Origin of the sequence: Nitrosospira briensis C-128, from assembly GCF_000619905.2 — a bacterium.
Lineage (GTDB): Bacteria > Pseudomonadota > Gammaproteobacteria > Burkholderiales > Nitrosomonadaceae > Nitrosospira > Nitrosospira briensis.
Window position 1 is genome coordinate 1,002,710 of sequence record NZ_CP012371.1, and the last position, 21,873, is coordinate 1,024,582.

General features: G+C 51.2%; 18 protein-coding genes. 5 read left to right on the forward strand and 13 right to left on the reverse strand.

Annotated features, from left to right (window positions below):
- Positions 1 to 42: 42 nt before the first annotated feature.
- A complete protein-coding gene (glgC, locus tag F822_RS04610) occupies positions 43 to 1,302 on the reverse strand; it encodes a glucose-1-phosphate adenylyltransferase (protein ID WP_025040259.1) in 1,260 nt (419 codons plus the stop codon).
- 242 nt (positions 1,303 to 1,544) lie between these two features.
- Positions 1,545 to 1,898: a carbonic anhydrase gene (locus F822_RS04615; protein WP_025040260.1), complete on the reverse strand. Its 354-nt coding sequence runs from the start codon at positions 1,896 to 1,898 to the stop codon at positions 1,545 to 1,547.
- A gap of 298 nt (positions 1,899 to 2,196) precedes the next feature.
- Between F822_RS04615 and glgB the strand changes: the two genes are divergently transcribed.
- Positions 2,197 to 4,410, forward strand: a complete 2,214-nt coding sequence (gene glgB, locus F822_RS04620) for a 1,4-alpha-glucan branching protein GlgB (protein WP_025040261.1) — start codon at positions 2,197 to 2,199, stop codon at positions 4,408 to 4,410.
- Between the two features lie 369 nt (positions 4,411 to 4,779).
- Positions 4,780 to 6,261: a glycogen synthase GlgA gene (gene glgA / locus F822_RS04625; RefSeq protein WP_025040262.1), complete on the forward strand. Its 1,482-nt coding sequence runs from the start codon at positions 4,780 to 4,782 to the stop codon at positions 6,259 to 6,261.
- A 149-nt stretch (positions 6,262 to 6,410) separates the two neighbouring features.
- Here the strand turns inward: glgA and glgP are convergent, their stop codons facing one another.
- Positions 6,411 to 8,963 carry an alpha-glucan family phosphorylase gene (gene glgP / locus F822_RS04630; RefSeq protein WP_025040263.1) on the reverse strand — a complete coding sequence of 851 codons (2,553 nt, stop codon included), beginning with the start codon at positions 8,961 to 8,963 and terminating at the stop codon, positions 6,411 to 6,413.
- A 271-nt stretch (positions 8,964 to 9,234) separates the two neighbouring features.
- Positions 9,235 to 9,780 carry an oligoribonuclease gene (gene orn / locus F822_RS04635; protein ID WP_025040264.1) on the reverse strand — a complete coding sequence of 182 codons (546 nt, stop codon included), beginning with the start codon at positions 9,778 to 9,780 and terminating at the stop codon, positions 9,235 to 9,237.
- Between the two features lie 98 nt (positions 9,781 to 9,878).
- Here orn and F822_RS04640 point away from each other — a divergent pair, with 98 nt between their 5' ends.
- The 3 genes from F822_RS04640 (at position 9,879) to rsgA (ending at position 12,573) form a co-directional block, all read left to right on the forward strand.
- Entirely contained in the window at positions 9,879 to 11,135 is a 1,257-nt protein-coding gene (locus tag F822_RS04640) for a M48 family metallopeptidase (RefSeq protein WP_025040265.1), read from the forward strand.
- A 212-nt stretch (positions 11,136 to 11,347) separates the two neighbouring features.
- Positions 11,348 to 11,689 (forward strand): 4a-hydroxytetrahydrobiopterin dehydratase, encoded by a 342-nt coding sequence (locus F822_RS04645; RefSeq protein WP_025040266.1) that lies wholly within the window; start codon positions 11,348 to 11,350, stop codon positions 11,687 to 11,689.
- On the forward strand, positions 11,686 to 12,573 hold the full coding sequence (rsgA, locus tag F822_RS04650; protein ID WP_025040267.1) for a ribosome small subunit-dependent GTPase A: 888 nt from the start codon (positions 11,686 to 11,688) through the stop codon (positions 12,571 to 12,573). Before F822_RS04645 ends, rsgA begins: the two co-directional genes overlap by 4 nt.
- 178 nt (positions 12,574 to 12,751) lie before the next feature.
- Here rsgA and F822_RS04655 read toward each other — a convergent pair whose 3' ends face one another.
- From F822_RS04655 to F822_RS04695, 9 genes are all read right to left on the reverse strand, one after another.
- Positions 12,752 to 13,333, reverse strand: coding sequence for a gamma-glutamylcyclotransferase (locus F822_RS04655; protein WP_025040268.1), 582 nt, complete (start codon positions 13,331 to 13,333; stop codon positions 12,752 to 12,754).
- Between the two features lie 384 nt (positions 13,334 to 13,717).
- Positions 13,718 to 14,152 carry a universal stress protein gene (locus F822_RS04660; RefSeq protein WP_025040269.1) on the reverse strand — a complete coding sequence of 145 codons (435 nt, stop codon included), beginning with the start codon at positions 14,150 to 14,152 and terminating at the stop codon, positions 13,718 to 13,720.
- 80 nt (positions 14,153 to 14,232) lie between these two features.
- Positions 14,233 to 15,579, reverse strand: coding sequence for a SulP family inorganic anion transporter (locus F822_RS04665; RefSeq protein WP_025040270.1), 1,347 nt, complete (start codon positions 15,577 to 15,579; stop codon positions 14,233 to 14,235).
- A 1,100-nt stretch (positions 15,580 to 16,679) separates the two neighbouring features.
- Positions 16,680 to 17,186, reverse strand: coding sequence for a winged helix-turn-helix domain-containing protein (locus F822_RS04670; protein WP_025040271.1), 507 nt, complete (start codon positions 17,184 to 17,186; stop codon positions 16,680 to 16,682).
- A gap of 29 nt (positions 17,187 to 17,215) precedes the next feature.
- Entirely contained in the window at positions 17,216 to 17,422 is a 207-nt protein-coding gene (locus F822_RS04675; RefSeq protein ID WP_025040272.1) for a hypothetical protein, read from the reverse strand.
- A 292-nt stretch (positions 17,423 to 17,714) separates the two neighbouring features.
- Complete coding sequence (locus F822_RS04680; protein ID WP_036575107.1) at positions 17,715 to 18,044, reverse strand: P-II family nitrogen regulator; 330 nt, start codon at positions 18,042 to 18,044, stop codon at positions 17,715 to 17,717.
- Between the two features lie 128 nt (positions 18,045 to 18,172).
- Positions 18,173 to 19,153 (reverse strand): sodium-dependent bicarbonate transport family permease, encoded by a 981-nt coding sequence (locus F822_RS04685; protein WP_025040274.1) that lies wholly within the window; start codon positions 19,151 to 19,153, stop codon positions 18,173 to 18,175.
- A gap of 650 nt (positions 19,154 to 19,803) precedes the next feature.
- Positions 19,804 to 21,099 (reverse strand): sensor histidine kinase, encoded by a 1,296-nt coding sequence (locus F822_RS04690; RefSeq protein ID WP_036575112.1) that lies wholly within the window; start codon positions 21,097 to 21,099, stop codon positions 19,804 to 19,806.
- Positions 21,059 to 21,742, reverse strand: a complete 684-nt coding sequence (locus F822_RS04695; RefSeq protein WP_025040276.1) for a response regulator transcription factor — start codon at positions 21,740 to 21,742, stop codon at positions 21,059 to 21,061. The genes F822_RS04690 and F822_RS04695 overlap by 41 nt, the downstream gene beginning before the upstream one ends.
- Positions 21,743 to 21,873 lie beyond the last annotated feature (131 nt).

Sequence of the window (21,873 nt, forward strand, 5' to 3'; positions counted from 1 at the left end):
TTGTTCGCTTTATGCGCTCACTGTCTTATTTCATCCTGCTTATCATCTGACATAATGTATTTTCTGCCCCAGCATTTCCGGAGTAATAAGCGTAACGCCATTTTCGGTGACATAAAAGCGCTCGCGGTCCTGCTCCGGGTCAAAACCAGCCATCAGCCCAGGAGGAATTATACAATTCTTGTCGACAACGACGCGTCTCAGTCGCACATTGCGACCGATATCCACATTGGGCAATATCACTGAATCCTCGATACTGCTGTAGCTGCGTACCTGTACATTTGAAAATAACAGCGAGCGGCGCACGGTTGATCCACTGATGATGCATCCGCCAGAAACCATTGTATCCAGCGCCTGCCCGCGCCGGTCATCATCGTCGAAAATAAACTTGGCGGGCGGCAATTGTTCCTGGTGAGTCCAGATCGGCCAATCCTTGTCATATAGATTGAGGTCCGGCGTAATACGGGTGAGATCCAGGTTCGCCTCCCAATAGGCGTCAATGGTGCCGACGTCGCGCCAATACGGCACACCCGACGCCATATTGACACAACTGTGGACGAAACGGTGGGCAAACACCCTTCCACGCGGCACCAGGTACGGGATCATGTCCTTGCCGAAATCATGGGACGACTGCTCGTCGTCATGGTCATGAATCAATTGTTCGAAAAGAAATGCAGCATTGAACACGTAAATACCCATGCTCGCCAGCGCATGCCCGGGCTGGCCGGGCATCGCGGTAGGCACTGAAGGCTTTTCTTCGAAACCGTTGACGCGCCATTCGTCATCGACGCTCATGATCCCAAGTCCGCTTGCCGTCTCCAAGGGCACGTCGTGGCAGGCTATTGTCATCTCGGCGGCTTTTTCGACATGGTCGGCGAGCAGCTTGCCATAGTCCATTTTATAAACGTGATCACCACCCAGAATCAGCACGTAATCCGGATTATAAACTCGAAGTATATCGATATTCTGATAGACCGCATCGGCGGTTCCTTGATACCAGGTTTCTTCAATGCGCTGTTGAGCTGGTAATAACTCGACAAATTCATCGAATCGCCCATCGAGAAATCCCCAGCCGTGCTGGATATGACTGATCAGGCTCTGCGCTTTGTACTGTGTTGCGATCCCGATACGGCGAATGCCGGAATTAACGCAATTGGAGAGAGGAAAATCGATAATGCGGAATTTGCCGCCAAACGGCATGGCAGGCTTGGCACGCCAGTCTGTAAGCTGTCGCAAGCGGCTACCGCGCCCGCCAGCCAGTATCATCGCTACCGAATTACGCGTAATCTGGCTGATATAACGCAAGTCAGCTCCTTTTGTCTAGAGAATCTCACCTCTGAAGAAGTTCACGGTGACGCACTCATCAATGGCTGAATCGCACCATTCAAATTGAGCTGCCTGTTGTGCAGGCTAGAAACCGAAAAGAACCGCCTCCAGAAGCGTCGTGGCAGGAAGCCCCTTACACGGGACGCTATTTGCGGGCTCTTACGTCTCAGGAAATCCCTTCTCTGTAAAAGCCCAAGGCTGCCTCGCATCCATTCGGATGCTTATCCAGAGACTCCCTGTGGCTGAACTTCTTCCCAGGTTCCATCAAGTTTGATATAGAACAGTTTTGGCTCGAACCCAAGCGAACGGGCAGTATCCCCCGCCTTGTAAAGGTCCTCCTTTACCGCACCGGCACCACAATCCTCGTGAACGGAGAGCACAGCCACGTGGCTATCATGCAGCCTCTTCGACAACTCCAGATGCGTTTCAAGTTGTTCCGTATTTGCCGCGCCGCCGGCGCATATCACCCGATCAAACGTTCCCTCTTTAACATTCAGGTGCTCAAGTAATTTTTCAATTGTGCCCTGAATCCGAAAGTCCATACATCCAAACACAGCGTGAGAACATGTATGCATTTGTTTTTCCTTATTTTATTTATGCCCAAGATACTGGAGCGAATCAATGAAGGGAATCAGATTGTGCCCCTCTCCATATTCCCCGTCAAGTAATCCGTTTCCGTTTGTAAAGAACAAATAAAGTGTCCGGATCTGTAGCAAATGATCTGTCCGGTTTTATGCTATCGCGAAGGAGAGGAGCATGAAACGGACAAGATGGTTGCAGGAGATTCGGCAGATGCGATTGCCTGCATTGAATTTCAATTCACGACCATACTCCGCCGTATCGCCGTATCCTTGCGCGAGCTATAATCGACTTATGCAATCCGATCCGACACATCATGGCATAACGGTCAAGGTCAACCCGTCCCTGGAAGCGCTGCTGGCTGCTCGACTTCATGATCCTTTCAGTTATCTCGGTGCTCGCATGGAGCACGGCCATGGCTTGATTCGGGTATTTTATCCATATGCGATAAATGTATGGATCAATATAGAAGACAGCTTCGAGGTGATGAAGCGGGCACATCCTGCCGGGGTTTTCGAATGGCGCGGCGTCGCATTGCCGCCCATGCCATATCTATTGCGCGTCGAAGATGGTAACGCATGGCCGGAAGCATGCTTGTACGAAACTTATGACGCCTATGCCTTCCAGCCGCAAATTTCCGATTATGACGTCTATTTGTTCAATGAAGGCCGGTTACGGCAAGCTTATCGAACACTGGGTTCGCATATTGCGGAAAGAGGGGGCATCGCTGGCGTACTTTTTTCGGTATGGGCGCCTAATGCCGAGCGCGTGAGTGTGGTAGGCGGCTTTAACCGTTGGGATGGCCGAGTGCATCCGATGGCGGTTCACGGTTTCAGTGGCGTTTGGGAGCTCTTTATACCCGGCCTCCCCCCCGATTCACTCTACAAATATGAAATACGCAACCGCGACAGCGGCGCAATCCTTCTTAAAACCGATCCTTATGCCAGGCGCTATGAATTGCGCCCCAACAATGCGGCGCGCACACCGGTGGTCGGCGAAACAGCATGGGATGATGCCGAATGGATGATAAACCGTGCAACGTGGGATTGGTTGCACGCACCGCTGAATATTTACGAAATTCACGCCGGGTCCTGGAAGCGACATCCTGATGGCCGTTTTTACTCTTACCGTGAACTCGCCCGGCATCTGATTCCTTACGTGCGTGAAATGGGCTACACCCATATTGAGTTGATGCCAATTTCAGAGCATCCGCTCGATGAATCCTGGGGTTATCAGACGACCGGCTATTTCGCGCCCACCAGTCGTTTTGGCTCACCGGACGACCTGAAATATTTCATCAATGCCTGTCATCTGGAGGGTATCGGCGTAATGCTCGACTGGGTGCCGGCGCATTTTCCCCAAGATGCATTTGCGTTGTCCCGATTTGATGGCAGCGCATTGTATGAGCACGAGGATCCGCGTATTGGACTACATCAGGACTGGGGAACGCATATCTTCAATTTTGGGCGCAACGAAGTAAAATCGTTTCTATTGTCCAGCGCCCATTTCTGGTTAGCGGAATTTCATCTTGATGGGTTGCGCGTGGATGCTGTTGCATCCATGCTCTATCTCGACTATTCACGCAAGCCGGGTGAATGGCTACCCAACAAATACGGCGGCAGGGAAAATCTGGAAGCTATAAATTTCCTGCGCGAACTGAACATTATGGTACACGAGGAATTTCCGGGTGCGTTGACGCTGGCGGAAGAATCCACTTCATGGCCGGCGGTATCTCGTCCCGCCTATACTGGCGGTCTGGGATTTTCCATGAAATGGAATATGGGCTGGATGAACGATACGCTTTCCTACATGCGTAATAATCCGGTTTATCGGCGCTTCCATCAGGACCAGCTTACTTTCGGCCAATTGTATGCGTATACGGAAAATTTCGTCCTGCCGCTTTCACATGACGAAGTAGTGCATGGCAAAGGATCGCTGCTGGGCAAAATGCCGGGCGATGCCTGGCAGCAATTTGCAAACGTACGCCTGTTATTTACTTATCAGATGACTTATCCCGGTAAAAAGCTCAATTTCATGGGCAGCGACTTCGCCCAGGGACGTGAATGGAACTCGGGATGGGAACTGGACTGGGGTCAATTACGCGATGAACAGCACCGCGGCGTCAAGGCTGCGCTGCGCGACCTCAACCATTTGTATGGCAATATCGCCGCATTACACCAACTCGATTTCTTGCCTGATGGTTTCGCGTGGGTAGACTGCCATGACGCCGACAACTCCGTCATCAGCTATCTGCGCCGCGCATGCAATGGTTCATTCGTCCTGATCGTTCTCAATTTCACGCCTGTGCCGCGCACACGTTATCGCATCGGCGTCCCTGCGAAAGGCATGTACCATGAATTATTCAATAGCGATTCCATACACTACGGTGGCAGCAATCTGGGCAACATGGGTCGCATCGATACGACCGGCGAACCCTGGATGGGTCGGCCCGACTCGATCGTTATCAGCCTCCCGCCACTTGCAGGGATCATTCTTTCGCTTGAATAATGCTCCCCCGGCGTGATATGAATGGATGAGGTGGAGTTTGCCGTACGGCCCATCACGCTTCTCATCGATAATCGCCCGACAGATGCTTGATTCGGTTTCGGGAAGATACGTTCATTTAACGAGGCGCCACCGGTCGTCCACCGTGCCAACACGGCTGTAGTAAAGCGTACCGAGCAATCGAGTTCATTTGGCACAGCAACCGCGAGGGATAACTTGCAGTGGGTTGCGCCCGCCTATTCCTTTTCTGATGAATAGCAGCATCAAGACGATGCGCTTTACTCGACCGGCCGGTGTCGGATGGAAGTCAGTGAAATTCGGACTGATCCTCATTCCTCACTCTTTCCAAGAAATCTTAATGAGTGGACCGCAATGCCACGAGCTTTATCAAATCCCAACCCCGGTGTTCTGTTTATCACGCCGGAAATTTATCCTCTGAGTAAAACCGGGGGTCTCGCGGATGTCAGCGCGGCGCTACCGCTGGCGTTGCGCCAATTGAAGATCGACGTACGTGTACTCATCCCAGGCTATCCGCAAGTGCTGTCGGGTCTCAAAAAAAAGCAAAAGATAGCCGAATTCAGGGATCAATCCCCATTTCCGCCGTCGACGCTGCTATCCGCAAAGCTGCCGTTGGGCGCATCCGCATCTCTTCCCATTTTCATCATTGATTGCCCCGTACTGTACCAGCGGGAAGGGGGGCCATACGTGGATAATGCCGGGCGCGACTGGCCGGATAATGCCTTGCGTTTCGGACTCCTCTCGAAAATTGGCGCAATTCTGGCGAGTGATGCGAGCCCGCTCGTCTGGCGCTCACGCGTTGTTCATTGCAACGATTGGCAAAGCGGCCTGGTACCGGCTTATCTGCATTTCCATAGAGGGAAAAAAGCGGCATCGCTGATGACTATACACAATCTCGCTTTCCAGGGCATATTTCCGCCCGATACGGTGGCTCAACTGGGTTTGCCTGCCGAAAGTTTCGATATAAATGGCATGGAATATTATGGCAATATGTCGTTTCTCAAGGCGGGGCTCCATTATTCCGACCATATCGCTACCGTGAGCCCGACATATGCGGAAGAAATTCAGACGACACCACTGGGCTTCGGCATGGAAGGTCTGCTGGCTGCGCGACGCGGGCACATCAGTGGAATCATTAATGGTATCTCTTCAGAATGGAACCCTGCTACTGATCGCTATATTACGCAAAATTACGCTATTACCAATCTTGCAGCCAAAGCGCACAACAAAACCGCATTACAACAATTGCTGGGGTTGGCTGCCGATCCGCATATTCCATTATTCGGCGCCGTCGGCCGTTTTACTTATCAGAAAGGTTACGATATTTTATTGCAAGTTGCAGCGCGGTTGACCGAAATACCTGCCCAGCTTGTGCTTCTGGGTAGCGGTGAGACCGCGCTGGAGCAGGAGTTCACCAGGCTGGCGAAAAATTATCCGGGGAAAATGGCGGTCCGTATCGGCTTCGAAGAAAAACTTGCCCACTTGATAGAAGCGGGCGCGGATAGCTTCCTGATGCCTTCCCGCTTCGAACCGTGTGGCCTGAATCAGATGTATAGCCAGCGCTACGGTACGCCTCCGTTGGTTCACGCGACCGGCGGTTTGCGCGATACCGTAGTCGATTGCACGCCCGCAACTTTGGCCGATAAAAGCGCCAGTGGTTTTTTGTTCCACGACATGACCGCCGACAGTTTTCTCAGTGCGATACGGCGGGTTGCCGTTGCTTATCACGATAAATCAGTGTGGTGCCGCTTGAAGAAAAATGGCATGACAAAAGATTTCAGCTGGCATTCGAGCGCTGCTGCGTACCGGCAAATCTATCTGTCGCTTTTCTCCTGAGCTCCCGGTCGAGATAGAACAATCACGGGGAAACCTGGAGACTTAACCAGCGTTTTGAATCACGGGGAGGGTTTTTATTTCATGACCACATTGGGCGGTATAAGGCATGGAACTGGCAGACCCTTGGACCAAATTGAAAAAAAGAAAAATTACACCCACACCATCATGCCCATTTCAAATGGATGCGTCAGCAAAGGTTGATATGGATAAACGCGTATGTAATAGTCCAGCTTTCCGCATAAATCCGGAGTGAGGCTCAATGAATACAGATGCTCGCCCGATTCTTCGATGCCGCTGAATTCAAACCTGATATGATTGAACTCGCGCAGCGTGGCCTTATTGCGCTGACGGCAAATCAACATTTCCACTATCACGTCCTCAGACTGTAAACCATTCAACCTTACCGCGACATCAAACTGCGCGGCATCACCAAAACTGATACGCTTGCGTGGCGTATTCAATCGACGAATCGCTACGCCTTCCCATGTTTTCCGCACGAAGGCTTTCCAGGCCGCGACTTTCTTCGCACCGCTGAAGTCATCGGCGGCATAGAGCGCCCCCTGCGTACTTGCCGGTACATAAAACTTCTGGGTGTACTCGCTTACCATACGCGCGGCCGTGTAACGCGGCAGCAACGACATCATCGAGTCCTTCGCCATTTTTACCCAACCCGAGGAGTAACCCAATTTGTCGCGGGTATAGTAGAGCGGCACCACGTGGTCCTGCAGCGTTTCGTAAAAATCCCTGCTTTCTTCCTTGTCGCGCCGTGCCAGATCCATATTTTCCGGCCCGGGCTTGATCGCCCAGCCATTCCTGCCGTTATAGCCCTCGCCCCACCAGCCATCGAGTACGCTCAGGTTGAGCGTACCATTTATACCTGCTTTCATGCCTGAGGTCCCGCTTGCTTCCAGCGGATATACCGGGTTGTTGAGCCACACATCGACCCCGGCCACCAACCGCCGGGCGAGACGCAAATCGTAATCCTCGACCAACAGAAGTTGTCCTTGAAATTCCGGCATCTGGGCAACCTGGTTGATATGACGAATCAGGTCCTGTCCCGGAACATCGGCAGGATGTGCCTTGCCTGCAAAAATTATGATAACTGGGCGGTCCTGATCGAGCATGATCCTGCGCAACCAGTCGAGATTGTCAAATAGCAGCGTCGCGCGTTTGTACGTGGCAAAACGGCGGGCGAAGCCGAGTGTCAGAATATTCGGGTTTATAGGATCAGTGAATCTCAGCAGGCGGTCGAGATGCGCTTCAGAACCATGATTACGGGAAATCTGGACGGCGAGACGAGCACGTATGCTATATAGCATCTGCGATTTCAGTGTTTGCCGCACGCTCCAGAACAGGTGATCGGGAATGGCATTGATACGCGACCAGTAATCGATATCACACATATGGTTGCGCCATTCATAGCCGAGATAACGGTCGAATAGATCCGGCCATTCCTGAGCCAGGAAGGTCGGCACATGCACGCCGTTCGTGATATGTCCCATCGGATTTTCTTCCGGCTCGATCTGTGGCCACAAATCCCTGCAGATTCGCGAGGAAACGTTGCCATGTATCTTGCTCACGCCGTTCTGAAAGCGCGAGCCATGAATGGCGAGATTTGTCATGTTGAAATCGTGACTGCCGCGAACACGACCCAGCGCCATGAATTCTTCCCGGGTAATTTCAAGATCGCGGTAAAATCCTTCGAAATAGGCAGCCATCATGTCATCACCGAAGTGGTCATGTCCCGCCGGTACCGAGGTATGGGTTGTGAATACCGTGCTTGCCGCCACTGCCTCCAGCGAACTCGGGAAATCCAGCCCTTGCTGCACCAGATTACGCATACGTTCCAGCATCATGAACGCAGCATGTCCTTCATTGATATGCCATATCGTTGGCTTGATTCCCACCTCCCTCAACGCCCGGACACCACCAATGCCAAGCAGGATTTCCTGCTTGATGCGCAGGTTCCGGTCGCCGCCGTAGAGTTGATGCGTGATATCGCGGTCATCCGGCGAATTTTCAGCTAAGTTCGTATCGAGCAGGTAAAGTGTAACGTGACCGATCTTCGCCTGCCAGACCTTGGCGACGACCTTGCGTTGCGGCATTTCCACTTCGATTCGTATTTCCGAACCATTGCTGCCCAACACGGGCGCTACGGGCAAATCCTCAAAATCCGAATCAGTATAGATAACTCGTTGATTACCCAAATTATCGATGGTCTGGAAGAAATATCCCTGACGGTAGAGCAAACCCACGCCGACCAATGGCAAGCGCAAATCGCTCGCTGCCTTGCAGTGGTCGCCTGCCAGGATACCGAGGCCACCCGAATAGATTGGAAAGCTCTCATGGAAACCGAACTCGAAACAAAAATATGCCACCTGATCATCAGGGTGCAAACCTGTCGTTGCGCCGTTTCGCACCGGTTCCGAATGATATGAATCATAAGCTGAAAGAATGCTGTTGTAATTGGCGAGAAATACCTGGTCCTCGGCGGCTCTCAGCAGCAGCGACTCATCCACGCGCTTGAGAAAATCTTTGGGGTTGTGCCCCACTGTCGCCCAAAGACTGGGATCCAGTCGGGAAAATAGCGAGCGCGTAGCGCGATCCCAGCTATACCAGAGATCATTAGCCAATTCCTCGAGCCGCGCCAGACGGGGAGGTATTTTTGGATTGACAGCAATAGTAAATACGGTGCCGGGCATGGGTAATTCTCGATAAGTGAAGAGTTGCCTCAACCCGAAAGCCGAGGGGGAATCGCGTAGCCGGATTTAACCTGAATCCGGTAGTTGACCGCTCATTTAATAGATCAGTGTTATGATTAATAACAATATTTCATATTATTTGACGCTCACCTTCCGGGTGAGGGGGCTACGGGGTGAATTGCACGGTTTTTGCGGCACAGGGCTGCGTTGCAACTTCCTGGAATGGAAAACTTTTCCCCGATCCAACTACCGGATTCAGGCTTATTTAGCGCTATGCTCGGAGAAAGTGCTCGCGATAGTATCTCATCTCGGCAATGGAGTCGTAAATATCCGCCAGCGCCTCGTGCTTGCATTGCTTTGTCAAGCCTGCCGAGATTTCCGGTTTCCAACGCTTTACCAATTCCTTCAGGCTGCTTACGTCCAGATTACGATAGTGAAAATAGGACTCAAGCTGCGGCATCCAGCGCGCCAGAAAACGCCGATCCTGGCATATCGAATTGCCGCACATGGGAGAGACTCCCATGGCAACATATTCTTGCAGAAACGTGATCATGGACGCCTCTACCTCAGCTTCGTTCAGACTGGAAGATCTCACCTTGTCCACGAGGCCGGATTTTGCGTGCGTAGACTTATTCCAGTTGTCCATGCCGTCGAGCACCGCTTCGGGCTGAGATAGAACCAGCACCGGTGCTTCCGCCACCAGGTTCAATTGAGAATCAGTTATCACGAGAGCCACCTCGAGGATATGATCATCCTGCGGACTAAGCCCGCTCATTTCCATATCTATCCAGATGAGGTTGTTGTTGTCTTGTGCCATAATCAGATCACTTTACTGAATTTTCAACGTGTAATTGTGTCATATCGATACTGACCCGTCACCTTTCATTGCGTTGCCGCTTCGCCCACCTATAGACCATGCAAACGTTCACGACCCTCTTTCTTGCCGCCCTGACGCTTACTTTTTTAGCGCGGATATGGCTGGCAACACGGCACATCCATCATGTTCTCGCCCATCGCGATCATGTGCCTGACGATTTTTCTTCGCGAATTACATTAGCGTCACATCAAAAAGCGGCTGACTACACCTGTGCCAAAACACGGTTGGGATATATCAGCATAACGCTCGATACGTTGCTTTTGCTGATACTTACCTTGGGCGGCGGGTTAAATGCCTTGGCGGATTTCTGGTCAAACTGGTTTAGCGACCCGTTGATACACGGCATAGCGCTCATTGTCAGCGCGGCGCTACTGATGAGCGTAGCAGGAATTCCGGTTGGTTATTACCGTACTTTTGTTATTGAACAAAAATTTGGTTTCAACAAGATGAGTCCTCGCATGTTTTTTCTCGACCTGATCAAACGCGCGCTACTGGGAGGACTGCTGGGCTTCCCGCTGCTACTCGGTATTTTATGGTTGATGCAGGAAATGGGGCCGAGCTGGTGGTTTTATGCCTGGCTTGCATGGATGAGTTTCAACGTGGTGCTTCTCGCCATCTTCCCGACCTGGATCGCGCCGCTTTTCAATAAGTTTACCCCGCTTGAGGATGCTCCGCTCAAGGCACGTATTGAACAATTGATGCGTCGGTGCGGCTTTAAATCCAGCGGTCTTTTCGTAATGGATGGTTCGCGCCGCAGCAACCACGGCAACGCTTATTTTACCGGCTTCGGCAGGACGAAGCGGATCGTTTTTTTCGATACGTTGCTTTCTCGTCTGGATACGCCCGAGATCGAGGCGGTGCTAGCGCATGAATTGGGACATTTCAAACGACGCCACGTTATCAAACGTATCGTATGGACGTTTGCCATGAGCCTTATATTTTTATGGACGCTGGGCTACTTGATGCAGCAGGACTGGTTTTACGCGGGATTAGGCGTTTCCGTTTCACACGTGTCTTCCTCGGCCATGGCGCTGCTGCTGTTTTTTTTAGTGATGCCCACGTTCACTTTTCTGTTTCAACCGGTGGCAAGTCTATATTCGCGCAAGCATGAGTTCGAGGCTGACGAGTATGCTGCAGGTAATGCCTCGGCCACCGACCTCATACGCGCACTGATAAAACTCTACCAGGATAACGCCGCGACGTTGACCCCGGATCCCTTGCATTCGGCATTTTATGATTCCCATCCGCCCGCCGCAATGAGAATAGCGCGTCTGCAAAACCTGGCGCATAATTGAACTTCTGGAGTATTAGGCTGGATGTTTCATAAATTGACGCGCGCCCTTGCTGGTCTTTTGTTTCGTATGAGAATTTCGTTCAGTCGGACGTATAAATAACTACGCCACTCTTTCACGAAATCTCCCTAAGAAACAAAATCCTGCGCAATCATCACGCGAATTTATTAAACATCCAGGCTAGCTATTTTTCAAACTGACCAGCGGGAGTAACAATGAACGCCACTGCCAACGATCTCACCAGAAAGCAATGCAAACCCTGCGAGGGCAACATGCCTCCGCTTTCTCCCAATGAAATAACGCTGCTGATGCAGCAGCTCGAGGGGTGGGAGTTTTTCGATAAGATAATTAGAAAAAGCTATAATTTCAAGAACTACTATCAGACCATGGCTTTTGTTAATGCCATTGCCTGGATTTCCCATCGCGAAGATCATCACCCGGACATCATGGTTGGTTACAATAGATGCAGGGTCGAGTATACCACCCATGCAATCAATGGGTTATCTGAGAATGACTTCATTTGCGCAGCGAAAATCGATACACTGTTCAACATTTGAGAACAATCCGGCAGGTTCCAATCGCGTCGCCGATTACCGGACAGATAGTCGCTGCATTCGGCAGATCTTTTCTCGTTAAAACCGCAAGCGGCGCAGCGCTGTCGTGTGTAATGCGTGGAAAAAAAGGCGGCGTGGCATGCGGCGATGTAGTGGAGATTCAGCCGACTGAATCGGGGCAAGGCGTCATTGAAAGCATAATGCCTCGTAGCGCCCTATTATATCGTAGCGATGCTTTCCGCGAAAAACTCATCGCCGCCAATATTACACAGGTTATTATCGTGGTGGCTGCGGTGCCAAGTTTTAGCGAAGAATTGATCAATCGCTGCATTGCCGCTGCTGAGAGCCAGTGCATAAAAGCACTGATCGTACTTAACAAGGCTGACCTGATCAAGCCCACAAACACTGCTTCCAACATCCTTTCCCTCTATCGGGAACTTGGCTATTCGTCGCTGCAACTCAGCGCGAAGACAAATATCGAACCGCTATTACCCCATCTGCACGGTCATCTCAGCGTCCTGGTAGGTCAGTCCGGAATGGGCAAATCTACTCTTATCAATGCGCTCATCCCCGCGGCGGAGCGCGCCACTTCCGGTATTTCTGTTGCGCTCGATACCGGACGACATACTACTACCCATGCGCGACTCTACCACCTCGACGACAATAGCCGGATAATCGATTCTCCCGGCATGCAGGAATTCGGTCTTCACCATATTGACAGGGATGCGTTGGCGTGGGGGTTTGTTGAATTTCGCCAGTACATGGGGCTATGCAGGTTCAATAATTGCCGCCACGCGAATGAACCTGGCTGCGCGCTTGTGCAGGCTGTTCAGGAAGGCAAAATCAGCGCTCGACGCCTTGCTTTTTATCAAAAGCTGGCTAAATAACTCACCCTATAACTTCATCCCATATCGTGAGCAGGATGGGTCCCGTGAGCAGGATGGGCTTAACTGGTGCAACATCGATCTAAATGAAAAGAGCAGGTATTCTGGAAAAACAACGGGAGGTACTTTAACAAGTACCTCCCGCAGAATTAATGTTCCCGAAACGGAAACCGCTTTCGTCTTAGACCTCGTTGACCGCCGCCCGACGCACATCCGTATCGACCTCGAATCGCGCTAGAGGCAAATCACCGTACAGCAGCGCTTCTCTCTCGGCACAACGCTCTACGTTGGCATCGCCTTGCGCTTCAAATATCCGCAGCCATTCGATGTACTCGCTCGGCAGGTCATGCTCGATGGCGCCCAGGATAACCATCGCTTTATGCCAGTGGTAAGGCCGGAGAACCGCCTCTTTGTAGCTCCCGGCAAAAGTCAATGCGGTGTGCGTGCCGGTTGACGTAACGACCGGTATATTCAGCTCGCTATAGCCTGTTCCAAGGCCTTCCGCCTGATTCAGACTTTCTCTATCCTTTACGTTGATCTTATAGAGCACGCCATAAACCCGGTTTCTCTGATTACCGGTTGCTTCGATATTGCTTTTCCCGGAACCGTCACGACTGACCTTTCCAAAGGTAAACCTGCGTCCTTCAATGAAGCCAATGTCTACTGCTACCGCTGATGGCGCGATATTCGAGGCGTTTATTCTGCGAGAGAACATGTTCGCGCCGTATGCGAAATAAAGAAATGTGTTAGTCGATGTTAGCATGATGGATGCCTATAAATAGGTTAGCTGGTTAAAAGTAAAACGCCCAAGTTCTGCATGTGTAACTTGTCACTCAATGACAATGTGTTACTGACTGTATGACAACCAGGGTAAGAATTACGCTTTCATGCCGATCTTTTACACCGAGATGAACACTGCTTTGTCCATCTTATAAAGAAGCTCGACCACTAAATCGCACTTCCCTGACATTTTTTCCCCTCTTGAACCGCTTGTTGACACATTTTTAAGCGGACTAAGGGTATTTAACTACTTCACAAATACTTAACATGAAGTATACACATTCTTCACAAATTCACAACTATTTTATGTATTCACCACAGATTCTTCACATCATGGATAAAATTTTTTCTGCCTTTTGAGATGGTCCTAGTGGGGACGGACCAGCAAAATTGAAATTTCGACAGTTTTTACCAATTGCTCTGCCACAGAACCGGTGACCAAACGCTCCAGACCCCGACGGCCTTCCGTACCCACAACGACCAGATCTGCCCCCCATTCCGTGACGGCAGCAGCGATGGCCTCCATGATGGCAGTCCGGCCATATCTTTCTTCCGCGTCCAGTAAACGGGTTTCCACTATTGGCGTCGCATCGGTAGTTGCCGTAGTCCTGGCACGTTCCAGCAGCGCCGCTCCAGCTTTTCGGTTATCAGCCCCGTCATCGTCGATCCCTTTCATCCCTTTCGTCACGGTATGGACGATGCACAGTACGGCTCCATCGGTAGCTGCGATATACTGGGCCTCTTCCAATGCGCTGCGGGAAATTTCATCGTCGGCGATAGCTACCATGATCTTCTTGTACATTAGAACTCCTCCTATAGTGATTCATGAAAAGAGGCGGGCATCACGTGCCCGCCTCAATTAGGATAGTATCCCCAGGTCAGCTAGTCAGCGGTGCCGCCTGTCGAAAATTTCTCGAAATATTTTTTGATGATGACCTTGCTGGGTATCTTGCCGGCCTGATGAAAGACCAGGTAATTGATAAGCCCGTGAATCGCCAGCGCCACCAGCATGCCTTCGAAGATGCCTATCTTGAAGACCAGCAAGGCGGTAAGAACTGAAAGTATCAGTGCGTATTGCCCGTAATTGGCAACATGCCACAATCCCATGACCATTTTCCAGCCGGAGAAAATCATGATTGCGGCCAGCGAGAACTTCGGCAGATATTCAAGATAGTGCGAATTGAAGAAGAAGAAGAGAACGACCGAACCGACGACAACATTCGAAAACTTGGTATATGCCCCAGCCAGTCTGTTGGTGGTACTTTTAGCCAATCCGTCCAGGTTGGTCATGCCGCCAAAAAAACTCGCGCCCATATTGCTTATCCAGATAGACCACAAGCTGTTATTGGTGTTGCATTTGCGCCCCAGCGGATCTATTTTTTCGATCGCGGCGTTGCTCATTACCTGCTCTATCACATCGATCGTGGCGAGCATTGCCGCGAACCCCACGATGTACACCCACATCATTGCGCTCTCGATATGCGGTATCGGGAGGGCAAGCACAAACGGAACATCCTCCACGAATAGCATGGACATCGGCATGTATTGAGCGAGCACGATACTTGCTATTATCAACAGGAAATAAGGAATTGCGGGTTTCGTATCCTTGAATTTGGAAAACAGGTATACAAACGCGGCGAAACCGACTATCGATATCAGCACGATCTGGATTCGTGCCTCGTTCCAGAATACATCGGCCGTTTCCAGTTCTGCCGGTATCTCATAGCAAAATGTGGCAAATTTGAGGCCTATCTTCAGGCCCACTCCCGCCAATAGCCCTTCTACGAGATAAACCGGTACCGCCTGCAAGATATACCGTTGCCAGTTGTATTTCCATACGACCGCTTGCATGCTGGCTGTCAGGAAAATGACAAACGCCATATTCTCGATACCGAAGGTGTGAACGCCCATCGCCAGGGCAGGCGCGAGACCGGCTGCCACCCCCGGCACGCCGATAAAATTGCCGGGCTTGAAAAATGCATTGACCCATCCGATGAAACAGGCAAAAACGACCGTCGCCAGCGCTACTTTGATAGGATACTCCGACATCATGGCAATGCCGATCGATAGCGGGACCGCCATGGTTCCAGTTATAATTCCAGCCTGAATGTCGCGAGCGAGATACTTGGCCTGAAACCCCGCCGATCCTGGCGCGACCACTTCTTCCGCGGTGGCGCCGGGTGCATGATCATCGGTTGACAGCGGTTTATCTAAAGTAGATGAACTCATGGTACCTATCCTTCCTTTTTAAAAAATTTAAACATAACTTCAAACGAAGAAGAAACCGAGAGGGTGACCTGCTTTCCGGTGGTTGTTCGACGTCTGCTCAATTTCGTCATAAGTTAAAAAACAGCTGATCTGGAAGTAACCTCAAGTCCTTGACTGGCTCGCCCACAATCAGATGCTGAAGCATTTGCTCAACCGGCTTTAGCAGCCGCTTTCGCAATGGATTCAACATTCGAATCCCTACAAATTCATTAAGGCATTAAAAGCAACGCTAACATAGCATTAGCGATGTGAAGAATATGTATGTTAAATGTCAAGAAATTGTGAAGTCTGCAATATTTACTTCACATCATGCCAAAACGGGTATGTTCAAGTGTGCGCCATTTTGCACTTAATTTACGTATAAACAATTGCTTAGATAATTTAAACCTATGAATACGATGAGCAACAGATCGGTGTATTAGTGACATATGTCAATTTTATGTAGGTAAGCTGGAACGCCCGTTTGGATAGTTAAATCGTGTGCTTAAGTCAATTGATTCAGGAGGTGTGCGTCAATCGAGCAAAAATTGAGATAGCAATCAGACCGAAAGCCGGCCATGCTTCTATCCATGCCTGGCACGGCGATTTGCGCCGCTGACAGTGCTGCGGAACAGCTTGAACATCATCTGGATTCTGGAAAAGCTGGCGATAGTCACGCGGACCGTATTTCCCATTCACGATGATTTGGGGCGTGACGCATTTAACCTGAATGAGACAGCTGACCACCCATTTTTCAACTAAGCGCCATGGCCGAAAGGGATTTCTCTATCCCGCCCAACTGGCTGATTCAGGTTTAGGGGAGGGCTTGCTCAGTGGCGGATACTGCCTGTTCTTTGCTGTTCCTTGTTGAGCCGAACCGCATTTCCCCTGTTAGCTCAAAGGCGCGCGGAGACAAGGTCAGGCATAGCATGAATCTGGATAGATGCTGGTAGACGAGAGACGCCGGTAATACCGAAGGACTACCCATCGAGGCGGAGCAGCGTCTCCGAAGGGATGGCATTACCCAGGAGGAGTCGGCACCCGGAACGCGGCCGTGGCATTTCGCTAGCACGATCCGGACTTCACGCTTCCGGATTATTTTTCTTCTGAGCCGTTCTTTGCGATGGGTGCGTGGCCGTTGCATCCGTTTTTGCGTGGTGCGCCAGCTTTGACCATCCGTGGCGGCGAAGCAACTGATATACCGTCGATGTCGACACCGATCTGCCTACGCGCCTTTCAAGCTCGGCTTTCAGCTGGTGTATCGGCAGAATGCCCGTGGCCTGGGCATGGGCAATGAATGGAGCCAGAAACTGTACTTCTTCATCGAGGCTCATCCGTGCATGATTGCGAAGGCCCTTTTTTGTTTTGACCTGTTCAGCGCCGGTCTCGATACGCTGAAACCGCGTCCGCAGTTTTCCTGTTCTACTTTTAGATAAACCGATGATGACGGCTGTCTGTTCCAATGACAGCCCAAATTCCAGCGGAAGGAGTAATGCCTGAGCAGCACGCAACGCCTCGACTGTTTTGGCTGAGGCGATTTTTTCCTTCGCCGCTTCCACAAATTCCCGTCCTGTCGCAGGTCTCGCCATTTGTATTCTCAGCTCGGGTTTATACCGAATCATTCGGTTAATTTCAGCCACAATTCAATTTCGTCAGCAGATTGATCAATTAGTTGGACGTTAAACTCGAGCCAGAAGCTACAGTCAGCTTTTGAATCAAGCTGGCCTTCATCGCCATCCTCCGATTCAAGCCGCTCAAGGCCAACTTCACCGGGAATGCTGCCTTGTTGTCTTTCATATCCTTGGGATTGAAGTGCGAAATCCATAAATCCGCTCCTCACGTTAGGAGGATGGAACGGATCAGTTCCCCGGATGTTGCGTTTGGCAAAAACCGGGGAACTTAAATGGCACTCCCTCAAGAATAGTTGCTGTAATTAATAAGCCGGACGGCGGTAGAGGCGCAAAGCCAACCAGCGACGTCTTTTCGGGAAATTGATGTTTTGGCATAATCAACTCCTCAGGTTATTAGAAACAGGCAATGGTCGATTTAAAAACTCAAAAAGGCGCATTCTCTTTCTTCTTACTTCATATCCTTGAAGCGCCACACTAATAGACGGATCAGTAGGAAGCAGCAGGCCCTATGATCCATTTGCAGTCCGAAATCAGGCACATTCCACCATATTCCTTCAATTTTGGGCGAATCGCCATTACCACTCTTTCAGCCTGCTTTTCTTCACAAGCTAGAATCACTATGGCATTTCTTTCTTCCAGAGCGATGTCATCCGGGCGCCGTTCGCCGCGCGACCCAAGGCCACCTCCATGTCTCATGAACGTGTAGCCGCGCACATCGGCTGTTCGTAACAAGGCAATCAGATCACCGAGCTTTTCTTCATCGATGACGATCTCGATGCGAATCATCGAAATTAAAACGTCTGCTCTATTAAACATGGTTTCTCTCCCCAGAATATTTATGCGTTGATAGTCGGATTTGAATACTCAGCCGGGCCGAAATACATCTCGAAAGGATTTCAATAAATTGATGAATCATCCCCAGATAACAGCGGCATCCGTTTTCGCTACACACCCGCTAGATACTGGGCGGCACCGTAATACATGGGAATACCGATTACCACATTAAACGGAAAAGTCACGCCGAGTGACAGAGTCAGGTAAAAAGACGGGTTGGCCTCCGGAACAGCCAGCCGCATCGCCGGGGGTACCGCGATATAGGAACAGCTCGCTGCGAGCACCGTAACCAGCGTCACTCCACCCACCGAGTAGCCAAGCCAGAAGTGACCTACCATGAGGCCACAAATCGCACCGATCAAAGGCATCGCGACACCAAAACAGACAAGGAAGACCCCTACCGCCTTAAATTCCGCCAGCCTTTTTCCCGCTTCCATGCCCATATCGCACAGGAACAGGCACAAGGCGCCCATGAATATGGTTTCGAAGAACGGCTCGATCTTGTGATAGCTTGGCTCCGAGACTACTGCGCCGATTCCCATGGAGACAAACAGCAGCAAAATACTGCCATTGGTAAAGGCTTCGCGCAGCAGGTGCATATACATCCCCTTCTCGCCCTTGGTAGCCCCTCCCATTATCTTGCGCGAGTAGCCGGCCAGCACCAGGCCGATCATGATGGCGGGAGACTCCATGATTGCCAGCATGATGACTGGATAGGCTTCAAAGGTCACACCGATGCCGCCCAGGAAAGCCACTGCCGTCATGTAAGTGCCGGCACTCACCGAGCCGTAGTGCGCCGCAATTGCCGCGGCATTGAGCGGATCGATCTTTCCGAGGCCCCGCAAAATAACGTATGCGACGATAGGCAAGCCAATACCAAACAGAAAAGCCGCTCCCACGGCAGGCAGGGCATCAGCCATCGACCCCTGAGTCAGGGCCTTCCCGCCATGCAACCCGATACCTATCAGCAGATAGATAACGATCATCTTGTGCATATCGGGCGGAAATTTAAGATCCGATTTGATCACCTGCGCAAACATACCGAGCGCGAAAAACAGTATCGCCGGTACGAGAAGACTGGAAATTGACATGGTAAACCCTCCTTATGTAGTTATTAACTTACCTACGATTACGATCACCCGGCCTTCAGGACCAGCCGGGATGAGCGCACTCGAGCCATTGGCTCGTATGTTCGAGCGGCCAGGAGCTCGATGGAGAGTACTTCACCGACTGGCGGGAGAGCAGCCGCGCCCGCAAGCGTGTGGAAGTTTCCGCCAATGAAGATCTCCGCAATATTTCCACGGTGGTGGGGTTCGCACTTTTCGCGGGCCTGTTCTCAGCACGGGACTTTTTTGCATCTCTCAAGTATATGACTGTCATATAGCCCTCCGAAGGTGAATGAAGGTTTCTGGAACGGTGACGGAACCGGTAACGATTCCTTGGTGGATTCGCATTGGTTTATCCTTGTTTGTAAAATTGGTTTATCCTTACTTGTAAATCGAAAATGTATAGAATGTCGAAAGCTGCAACGGTAACAATAGTTTTTTTAATATCAGTGAAATCATGGAACAACTCGCTGTTTTATGGCTACGAAACAAACGTTATAGTTGTGCTGCCATGAAACACAGATTGCCACAACCCATGTGAAGAACCTGTCGCGGGGTTGTGATTAATTTGTGAAAGGCAAAAAAAGAACGATCACGAAGCGTGATGTTTGTGGAAACCGCAAATGCAGAGGGGATTACGGAAAGGTGATGTGGAAAGTTGCGCCTTTTCCCGGCGTGCTGTCGACCTCTATAATCCAGCCATAGTGGTCGCAGATACGCTTGACAATCGCAAGGCCGATTCCCAGGCCTTCGCCTTTCGTCGACCCGCGGAAGAAGCGCTCATAAAGGAGGGGCAGATAAGAAGGTTCGATACCGATGCCGGAATCGGAGATTGAAAGACGCTTCCGGCTGAAATTCACGCGAATGAAACCACGCTCTGTATATTGCACCGCATTGCGAAGCAGATTCACAAGAGCCGTGTGCAATGCTTGCCGGTTTAGCGTGAGAACGGCATTCGGCTCTACTGCAACCTCGAACATGAGGCGTTTTCGATATATTTCAGTGCATACAGGCTCTACTGCATCGTAAACACACTCGGCGATTGCGACCGGCTCCATGATGCCCAGCGCCTGTTCGCGAGCAAGGAATAACAATGCCTGCAATTGTTCTCCCATGCGAGTCGCCGCGACCTCGATCATTCCGATGCGCGCCCGTGCCCTCTCGGAGAAGCCCGGTTCCGTAACGAGCAGTTCGCAACTCGTCAGGATGGTGGTGATCGGGGTACGCAACTCGTGACTTATGTTCGCGGTGAACTCCTGCTCGCGCCGCAGCATGCGCGTGATACGGTTCTGATAGTCGTCCAGTGCACGGGCGAGTTGCGCCACTTCCTCGTCCTGGCCGGGCTGGATCATTGTTGCGTCCTGCCCCGCACCGGGCGCCAGATGCCTTACTCGCTCCGCAAGATCGGTAACTTGCCTGACGAGTACTCCCGCAAGCAGATATCCCACCAGTAACGCAACTCCGACCACCGAAAGGAGCGATAAAATGATAAGAAGCCTGAGTTCCTGTTGCCGCTGATCATGGAGCCCGATTTCATAGGCAACAAGAAACTTGACGCCATCGACATGGCGTACCGCGACCCGAATCTCCTCCGGGCCCCTGAAAACCTTGTGGCGCCTATAGTTGAGCCCTTGCAAGTACGGTGGGAGCCTGGATTCCTCGGCGGGGTCATGGATGATGTACTTTTCGAGATTTGAGCCTACCTGGGGGACGAAATCGCTACTCTGGCGATAGCGCTCGAGCAGATAGTCCATCTCGGTTTCCATGATCTGCTCGATATGCGCCTCTTCGATATCGTCAGAAGCAATATACAGGCTGATACCGAGCGTTCCGACGACGACTATGCAGAATACCGCAAAGGCCAGCGCAACTCGTCGGCGTAGGCCACGTTTAATCCCTGGCACGGGAAATGAGGCGGTACCCAAGTCCATGAATTGTCTCGATCGGATCGTAGCCGCCCGCGCGGCTCAAGGAACGGCGTAGTTCATGCATGTGGCTGCGCAATGTATCGCTGGTTCCCTGCGTGTCGCCCCAGACTTCCGATTCAAGTTCCCTGCGGCTGAACACGCGGCCAGGCTCGCTCATCATGAGTGCGAGCAGCCGGATACATTTGGGGGGCAGCTTGACGGGTGTGCCGGCAAAAAGCACCGATAGCGATTTGGGATCGAATGACAGATCCCCGGTTTCCAGCATGCGGCTGGTCACTTTGCCACCATGCCGTTTATGCATCGCAACGAGGCGGGCTTCGACTTCTTTCAGCGCGAACGGCTTGATCATGTAATCGTCGGCGCCGTGATCAAATCCTTTGAGTTTATCTTCCAGCGTATCCCGCGCTGTCAGCATCAGCACGGGTGTGTCAAGGTCAGCTTCCTGCCGAAGTTTCCGACATAATGTAATGCCGTCCATGGCAGGGAGACCAAGATCAAGCAGAATCCCATCAAATTTCTGCGTTACCGCGAGATGCAGGCCGGTGATACCGTCAGCGGCGGCATCGACACTGTGACCGCGGGCCTCGAGAAAATCGTAGAGGTTTGTGGCGATAGCCGGATCATCTTCAATAATAAGTATATGCACGGGAAGGCTTACTAAAAAATTATAAGATAAAGCGGCTTATCGGTTTTAACAACACCTGGAGAATATGCCCGATTTGAAAAATGTAGCTGATTCCGGTAGAAATAAATCAACGTCGATCCAGGTCGCTACTC